Origin of the sequence: Barnesiella sp. CU968, assembly GCF_905219685.1 — a bacterium.
GTDB lineage: Bacteria > Bacteroidota > Bacteroidia > Bacteroidales > Muribaculaceae > Lepagella > Lepagella muris_A.
The window spans coordinates 1-8,824 of sequence record NZ_CAJMXD010000098.1 but is presented as its reverse complement, the minus strand read 5'-3'; the positions used below and the strand labels follow the sequence as shown (position 1 = coordinate 8,824).

Below are 8,824 nucleotides of genomic sequence, written 5' to 3'. Positions count from 1 at the left end.
TCCTTTCTCAACTCGCTGAAATCCCTCAAAAATCCATCTTTATGCCAACCTAAGTTAAAAGTAAACACACTCTTAGAAACTGTTTAAATTTAATTCGAAATTATTTATATGATGTGTTTAAACAGTTTCTTAGATGTCCAAAGGTAAGAAGTTATTTAAAAATTGGTAAAGAGGGGTCTTTATTGCAGAATTTTAATTAATTTTGTAATTGGAAGCGCAAATTGCATCCTCTCGTAAATGAATAACTACCAAAGCTACACTCCACATATAGATACTAATGAAGAGCCGCCGGTAATCACATCTGGGGCTTCCGAGCAACAAGACCGGAAAAATACGGAAAACTCCAGTCGTCGAAGTTCCAAAAAGAAAGGTAAAAATAAAACTCAGGATAAAAAAAAGGAAACTACTATAGTTGAAAAGGTAAAGACTTTTTTGTCTTCTCCTGCTTTACGGCAGATAACAGGTATTTTTCTTGGATGTCTTGCCGTGTATCTTTTGATTTCTTTCCTGTCATATTTCACTGCGTGTATAAAAGACCAGTCAGTTATCAATAATGCACCGATAGGCGGTGCTGCCCGTATAGCCAATCACGGAGGTGAAGGTGGTGCCAGGTTGGCGGAATTTCTGATTAACAGAAGTTTTGGTGTAGGGTCATTCGTTATTATCGTTTGGCTCGGGGCGATGTGCATGAAGTTGCTTATTGGTCGTCCCCGGTTTAAAAGCGTAAACTTTACGATCAAGTGTTTTGTTGCCCTGATAACGGTCTCGCTTATTGTCGGAATCTCAAGCGTCATAACAAATACGTACGTGAACTGGGGGGGATATCATGCCCATTATGTATATGAGTTTATAAACAGTTTCCTTGGATACGGATCATATATTCTGTGTTTTTTCATGGTTGCCTTGTTCGTTGTCATTTGTCTTAATGACCTGGTGGCATGGATACGGAGAAAATATCAGGAACGTGCGGAACGCAGAAGAATAGCTGCCGAAGAACGGGCTGCGCGTCTTGCTAAAGAAGAAGCCTTGATGAGAGACGAGCATGAGGAACATATAGATGACATAAGGGCAGGAGAGTGTGTGACTCTCCCTGTCACGAATATGAAAGATGTAAGCGATGTGCCTGAAAATGAGGCACAAATGTCTTTTTCTGACACTTATATTCTTGAAGATGAGACTGAATCAAAGGATTCTGAGGCAGTCAGTCAGTATGAAGAAACTGTAGCAGAGGTGGCGACAACGGCAAAAGCTGCCGAAATGACCGTAGATGACATGCCGGATAAAGTCGAGTCCGAGAGTATTCCGGTTTCAGATGTAAGCGATATTCCCGAGCCGTCAATGGTTGTGAATGTGAATCAGATAGATCAGGACGGCAAGCGACATTATAAATCACAACTTGATTTCGAGGCTCAGCATAAATATCAGTTCCCGCCATTCAGCCTTATGCGCGAGGGTATTACCAAGATAAGTGTCGATGCTGAAGAGCAAATGGAGAACAAAGAGAAAATTCAAAAGACTCTTCTCGATTTCGGAATTCCGATCACAAAGATCGAAGCAACTGTCGGACCGACAGTAACGCTATATGAAATCGTTCCGGACAAGGGTGTAAAAATTGCCAAGATCCGAAGTCTTGTCGATGATATCGCTTTGAGCCTTTCTGCAATCGGTGTCAGAATTATTGCCCCGATTCCGGGAAAGGGCACAGTAGGTATCGAAGTTGCCANCAAGGATCCTCTTACGGTGTCCATGCAGACAGTCATAAAGTCAAGGAAATATCAGGAAAGCAGATATAATCTTCCTGTTGCTCTTGGCTCTACGATTTCTAATGAGGTGTACATCGCGGATCTTGCAAAAATGCCGCATTTACTTGTAGCGGGAGCGACTGGGCAGGGTAAGTCTGTAGGTCTTAATGCCATTATCACATCATTGTTGTATTGCAAGAGTCCTTCGCAGCTGAAATTTGTCATGATAGACCCCAAACAGGTTGAATTCAGTCTTTACAATAAACTTAAGAATCATTATCTTGCTGTAATACCGGACGATCTTGACAGCGATGAGCCTGTGATAACAGATATGCAGAAAGTCGAGGCAACTCTTAATTCTCTCTGTATAGAAATGGACAACAGGTACACGCTGCTTAAGAATGTACATGCCCGCAATATTGAGGAATACAATGGAAAAATTAAGGATGGTAAGTTGAATCCCGCTGAGGGACATCGCTTTTTGCCCTATATTGTGGTAGTTGTAGATGAGTTCGGAGACTTGATAATGGTGTCGGGCAAAAATGTGGAAATGCCCATTGCGCGTCTTGCCCAAAAGGCAAGAGCTGTAGGCATGCATGTGATAATCGCTACACAACGGCCTTCTACCAATGTCATTACCGGTATAATCAAGGCGAACTTCCCGGCAAGAATATCATTTAAAGTTTCTTCGGGTGTCGATTCAAAAACTATCCTTGACACGTCAGGAGCACAGCATCTGATCGGACGCGGCGATATGCTTATTTTCAACAATTCTGAAATGGTTCGCGTGCAGTGCGCGTTTATTGACACTCCTGAAGTTGAGTCAATCTGTGAATATATAGAGCAACAGCCCTATGCGCCGGGACCTTATGAATTGCCGGAACCGCCCATGGCAAACGGCGATGATTCATCTGTCGGAGGTCCGGTTGGAGATCGGGATCCATTGTTTGAGGAAGTTGCAAGGCGTGTCGTCAATTCAAATACAGCATCTACCTCATCGTTACAACGCGTCTATTCGATCGGCTATAACAGAGCCGGCAAGATTATGGATCAGCTTGAAGCAGCCGGAATAGTAGGACCTTCTCAAGGAGGGAAGCCGAGAGCCGTTCTTGTAGACCAGATAGGTCTTGAAAGCATTCTTGCGAGTGTGTGAAGTCTTTTACCATATGTTTAAAAGACTAAACATGGAGTCGCCGGGACATGTTATATTTAAAACTCCTCATAAATAAAGTATGCAGAACGTTCAGATTAAAAATAAAGTTGAAATATTGAGATATACGCTGGTTTTTCTTGCTTTTGCAGTTTCAACCAGTCTCTACGCTCTTACGGCGACCGAGGTTATGAATAAGGCTGCCTCTTATGCCAAAGCGGCAAAAGGGATTGTCGGTGTGTTTGGCGTTACAACATCAGGCGGTTCGTTTACCGGAAGCCTGAAAGCAAGCGGTAATAAGTTTGTGTTTGCCACGCCCGTATCCACATCGTGGTATAACGGGAAACATATGTGGTCATATAACACTTCGTCAAAGGAGACTACGGTTGTGACACCGACAGCAAATGAAATATCAGAATCTAACCCGTTGGAATATCTCAGAACGTATTCCGCGAATTATTCGGTAACATTCTCAAAAAACAGGGTGGCAGGGAAATATGTGGTTACGCTTATTCCCAAGTCAAAGAAGAATCAGGTAAGGTCTGTAGAAATTACATTGAATTCAAAATCTTTTAAACCTGAGAAATTCGTTGTGATTCCAAGAGCGGGGACAGCCGCTACTGTCAGGATTAAATCACTTGATTATTCGAAATCCATCAGTGCTTCGGAATTTGAATATCCCAAGGCAAAATATCCGCGGGTCCAGATTATTGACCTGAGATAGATTGACAATAAGATCATATATAAATCATATAAATGTTAAATGTGCTGGACATTGAGTTCAGACAGAATAAATCAGAATATAGCCATGACAGAAGAAAGAACAAAAGTGTTGATTATAGGTTCCGGTCCGGCAGGATATACCGCCGGTATATATGCATCAAGAGCAAATCTGAGTCCTGTGATTTATGAGGGAAACCAGCCGGGAGGTCAGTTGACTCAGACTACAGAAATAGAGAATTTCCCCGGTTATCCGAATGGAGTGCAGGGCATGGAGATGATGCAGCATCTGAGAGATCAGGCGGAGCGTTTCGGCGCACGCGTAGTGTCTCGTTTGATCGACAGTGTTGATTTCAGCCAGCGTCCTTTCCGCTGTGTCGATGATCGTGGAGATGTTGTTGTTGCAGACACTGTTATTATTTCCACAGGAGCTTCGGCGAAATATCTTGGAATTCCTGATGAAGAAAAATATAATGGACTTGGAGTGAGTGCTTGTGCCACCTGTGATGGCTTTTTCTATAGGAAAAAGACTGTTGCCGTTGTCGGAGGCGGAGACACTGCCTGCGAGGAGGCTTTATATCTGTCTACTCTTGCAAAAAAAGTCTACATGATTGTAAGGAAGGATTATCTGCGTGCTTCCGACATAATGAAGAAACGTGTAAATGAACGTGAGAACATAGAGATACTCTTCAATTGCAACACTGTCGGACTTTTCGGAGAAGATGGTGTGGAAGGAGCAAGGCTTGTCCGTCATCTCGGCACACCGGAGCAAACTGAGTTTGATATAGAAATAGACGGTTTCTTTTTGGGAATCGGACATCGTCCGAACACCGGAATATTCAAGGGTCAGATAGATATGGATGAAGAGGGCTATATCAAGGTGAACGCTCCTTATACTTCCACAAACGTAGCGGGAGTATTCGCGGCGGGAGATTGTGCGGATCCCATATATCGTCAGGCTGTAAGTGCGGCAGGTACAGGATGTAGGGCGGCGATTGATGCTGAAAGGTATATTCTTGAAAACGATTTATAAGCAACAGATGAAAGACAAACAGACAACTCTTGACCGCAGATATTTGCGAATGGCGGGCATATGGAGTGAAAATTCATATTGTCAGCGCAGAAAAGTCGGGGCGATTCTTGTTAAAGACAAGATGATTATATCTGACGGTTATAACGGCACGCCGGCGGGATTCGCCAATGTATGCGAAAGTGCTGAAGGGGTGACATTCCCATATGTGCTGCATGCCGAGGCAAATGCAATAACAAAAGTAGCGCGTTCGAATAATTCAAGCGAGGGGAGCACTCTTTATGTGTCGACGAGTCCGTGTATGGAATGTTCGAAACTGATTATCCAGGCTGGTATCAAAAGAGTTGTTTTTTCTGACATCTACAGGATTACCGATGGTCTTGATTTATTGAAAAAGGCAGGCATAGAGGTAGTATATTTACCTCTTGAAGACGAGGAATGCCAATAATCATATATTTGAAATGGCTAAAAAAAGAAACATATCAGCTGTCATACTCCCTTTTGCCATTGCGTCAGGAGTGATAGGAGGTATTTTTATAGGCAAGTATGAAGCTGTAAGAAAGCTTTCCCCGGGACAGGAAAAAATGCAGACAATACTCGGACTTGTCAGGAATCAGTATGTGGATCAGATTGATATAGATTCTTTGATGGAAACAGCAATTCCTGATCTACTCGCTTCTCTTGACCCTCATTCTGCGTATATTCCGAAGTCAGAGCTGACTGCGACCAATGAAGAGCTTGAGGGTGCCTTTGGGGGAGTAGGCGTCTCTTTTCAGATTCTTTCAGATACGGTAAAAGTCATTGAGGTTGTTCCCGGAGGACCTGCCGAACTGGTGGGGCTTCAGCCGGGTGATATGATTCTTGAGGCTGACGGTAATGCTTTATGTGGAGACAAAGTCTCCAATCAGGAAGTGTTCAAGCGCCTCAGAGGAAAGGAGGGCTCCAAAGTGACTCTTAAAGTTAAACGGAAGGGAGTCTCCAAGATACTGACATTTGACGTGGTGCGTGATAAGATACCCGAGTACAGTGTCGATTCAAAGTATATGCTTTCGGATAAAATCGGGTATATCCGCGTAAGTAAGTTCGCGCGGACAACATACAACGAGTTTTTCAATGCTCTCGTGGAATTGAGAAAGAAAGGGGCTGAGAAATATGTGCTTGACTTCCGGGGTAATTCCGGCGGGTTCATGGATCAGGCAATCTACATGGCGAATGAATTCCTTCCTGCCGGAAAGATGATTGTATATACACAGGGGCGACGACCTGAAAACGAGACAATGGCGATAAGTGATGGGAACGGACAGTTTCAGAATGTCGAGTTGACTGTGCTTACCAACGAATTCTCAGCTTCTGCGTCAGAAATATTTGCAGGAGCAATCCAGGATAATGACAGGGGACTGGTCATTGGTCGCAGATCGTTTGGCAAGGGGCTTGTACAGAATCCGATAGTACTGCCTGACAGTTCAGGAATCCGGCTTACTGTGGCAAGATATTACACACCCTCCGGGCGTTGTATTCAGAAAGAATACAAGCGTGGTCGTGATGGTAAATATGATCTGGATATTCTTGACAGGTACAATCATGGTGAGTTCTATTCTCAGGATTCCATAAAAATGGACAAAAGCAAGATATTTACCACTCCCAACGGACGCACAGTCTACGGAGGGGGCGGAATAATGCCCGACATATTTGTGCCGGAAGACACGACCGGATACACTTCCTATTATCTTGAGGCTCTTAACCGCGGTCTTATACAGCGTTATGCAGGTGAGTTTGCGGAAACGTATCGTCCTATGTTGAATGGGAAGAATTCTATGGAAGATCTTAAAAGAATCATGCCACGCGACAACATGCTGCTGAATAATTTTGTTGCATTCGCCGCGAACAACGGACTGCCGGCTCGTTGGTACTACATCAATAAATCGCGCAATCTGCTTCTCAATCAGCTAAAGGCCGTGATAGCAAGAGATCTAATAGGATTCAATTCGTTTCTGGAGATTCTCAATCAGTCAGATCCTACTGTATTACGCGCTGTCAAGGTTCTTGAAGAAGGGGAATCGCCGATAAATATCAAATAACAATACTATGGAAAAGAATGAAATCAGAAAGAAAATCAGGGATTTGAAATCCATGCTGCTTGAAAAGGAGCGACAATCGGCGGCTGATGACGTTTTCAGGCGTGTTGAGAATACAGCGGCATTTATGGTAGCCGAGAGGATACTTATGTATCATTCACTTCCAGATGAGCTTTCCACGCGAGCCTTTCTGACTAAATGGAGCAACCGGAAACGTTTTTATCTGCCAAGAGTGAATGGGGTCAATCTTGAGATTCTCCCTTATGACGAAACACGGCTTGAACTCGGGGCGTTCCATATTGAAGAGCCTACCGGGAACGATGTCGTGAACCCGGACGACATAGATCTTATAATAGTGCCTGGTGTAGCTTATGATAACAGAGGTAACCGTGTCGGACGCGGCAAGGGATTTTATGATAGACTTCTCAGATCAATGAGAGCTATAAAAATCGGAATCGGCTATGAGTTTCAGATTGTTAATGAGATACAGGCTGAATCGCATGACGTGAAAATGGACATAGTTATCTCGCCGTCTTCCTGTGTGGTTGTCAATCCTGCTGTGAAATAAAGATATTGAAATAAATAAAATGGCGGTATATACAAAAGATTCCAGACTGAGTGAACCGATATTCGAGGATCCGTCGATTGTGGCGGTTATCAACCGTTTCGGGATTTTTCTCGGTGTGGGAGATTGCACTATTTCGGAAATCTGTGTCGATGCCGGCATCGACACAGATTTCTTTTTGGCAGTTATAAACACTTATCTTAATCCGGATTATTTCCCTGAGAGAATTGCCGAACGAACTCATCTTTCTATGGTGGTTAATTATCTTGAAAAAACAGACCATTATTATGAAAGAATTCAGATTCCTAATATAGACAGGCATTTCAATCTTCTGATGCAAAGGAAGGCAGATTGCGGTTCCGAAAGTTGCGGCGATAATAATCTGCAATTGCTCAATAAGTTTTACCTTGAAGTTAGATCCGACATCCTGTCAATGATCAGAGATGATATTGACTATTGGTTTCCTTATTTGAAATTCTGCGATAATGTTTCAGATGATTCGTTTCATAAAGGATACGGAATTCATGACAGTAGAAAAATCGAACTGCCATATGACAAGAGCAATATTGAAGACAAGATAAGGGATCTCATATCTTTCTTTGTCATTCATCTCAAGGGTGATTATGACAGAAATTTGTGTGTGGCGGTTGTAAGTGCCATATCTGTGCTTGACAAGGATATCCGTCAGAACAATCGTATTCGCGACAGAATATTGAAACCGTTATGCGAAAGATCGCTTTAATTGATGTTTCATCGCTTGAGTCACTTGCGATACGCAGTATCCTTGAAGGTTATCCCGGGGTACATGCCCGTAATTTTGTCAGTCTTGACGAAATACGCGGTACAGATGATTCGTTCGAGTGTTTTATAGCTTCAGTCGAGGAATTGTTGAGAAATCTTGACTTTTTCCTTCCTCGTCGCAACCGGGTTGTAGCAATATCGCGAGAAACCGGACATTCTGCTTCAGGTTTTGCAACAATCGGCAAGGATACTGATCTCACTGAAATCCTTACTGTTTTTGATCGAATTCTGAACAAGAATAACGGCAATGACGAAAATGGAGAATTGACAGCGAGAGAAACAGAAGTGCTTAAAGAACTTGTGTCAGGACTGACCGTCAAGGAAATCGCAGACCGTCTATGTATCTCGCCGAGCACAGTAATTACGCACCGCAAGAACATATCGTCGAAGCTTGGCATAAGGTCTATATCGGGATTGTCATTATATGCACTTATGAATGGAATCATTTAGATTCCGGATTTTAAGGAAAGAGCTCTTAAGATATGACCATAATGTCAGTAAATGTTTTGAATTTATGAATTTTCTTTTGCAAATTTAAATATAAGAATTATCTTTGTGAATATGTTTTACACAAAATAACGGCAATTATAAACAACATAACATATTTAATACAGTCATTATGATTCTAAAAAGAATGTTGAGCGTGGCGATAATGATCGTCGGCGCTTTCGGAGCATTTGCTCAACAGCCGCAAATGCAGCCGCTGCCTCTTAACCCGGCAGTAAAGCATGGAACATTGCC

8 protein-coding genes are annotated in these 8,824 nt (G+C 42.9%); all 8 read left to right on the top strand.

The features are described 5' to 3' along the window. Positions 1-237 precede the first annotated feature (237 nt). The 8 genes from JX312_RS05555 (at position 238) to JX312_RS05520 (ending at position 8,533) form a co-directional block, all read left to right on the top strand. Entirely contained in the window at positions 238-2,895 is a 2,658-nt protein-coding gene (locus JX312_RS05555) for a DNA translocase FtsK (protein ID WP_204457329.1), read from the top strand. Between the two features lie 79 nt (positions 2,896-2,974). Continuing rightward, positions 2,975-3,616, top strand: coding sequence for a LolA-like putative outer membrane lipoprotein chaperone (locus JX312_RS05550; protein WP_124030822.1), 642 nt, complete (start codon positions 2,975-2,977; stop codon positions 3,614-3,616). An 84-nt stretch (positions 3,617-3,700) separates the two neighbouring features. Further along, positions 3,701-4,645, top strand: a complete 945-nt coding sequence (gene trxB / locus JX312_RS05545; RefSeq protein WP_123405827.1) for a thioredoxin-disulfide reductase — start codon at positions 3,701-3,703, stop codon at positions 4,643-4,645. 7 nt (positions 4,646-4,652) lie between these two features. Beyond that, entirely contained in the window at positions 4,653-5,090 is a 438-nt protein-coding gene (locus tag JX312_RS05540; RefSeq protein ID WP_123405755.1) for a dCMP deaminase family protein, read from the top strand. 13 nt (positions 5,091-5,103) lie between these two features. Beyond that, positions 5,104-6,720, top strand: a complete 1,617-nt coding sequence (locus JX312_RS05535) for a S41 family peptidase (protein ID WP_123405752.1) — start codon at positions 5,104-5,106, stop codon at positions 6,718-6,720. A 7-nt stretch (positions 6,721-6,727) separates the two neighbouring features. Next, a complete protein-coding gene (locus JX312_RS05530) occupies positions 6,728-7,285 on the top strand; it encodes a 5-formyltetrahydrofolate cyclo-ligase (protein ID WP_123405750.1) in 558 nt (185 codons plus the stop codon). A 19-nt stretch (positions 7,286-7,304) separates the two neighbouring features. Beyond that, positions 7,305-8,024, top strand: a complete 720-nt coding sequence (locus JX312_RS05525) for a helix-turn-helix transcriptional regulator (protein WP_123405748.1) — start codon at positions 7,305-7,307, stop codon at positions 8,022-8,024. After that, positions 8,006-8,533, top strand: coding sequence for a LuxR C-terminal-related transcriptional regulator (locus JX312_RS05520; RefSeq protein WP_123405746.1), 528 nt, complete (start codon positions 8,006-8,008; stop codon positions 8,531-8,533). Before JX312_RS05525 ends, JX312_RS05520 begins: the two co-directional genes overlap by 19 nt. Positions 8,534-8,824 lie beyond the last annotated feature (291 nt).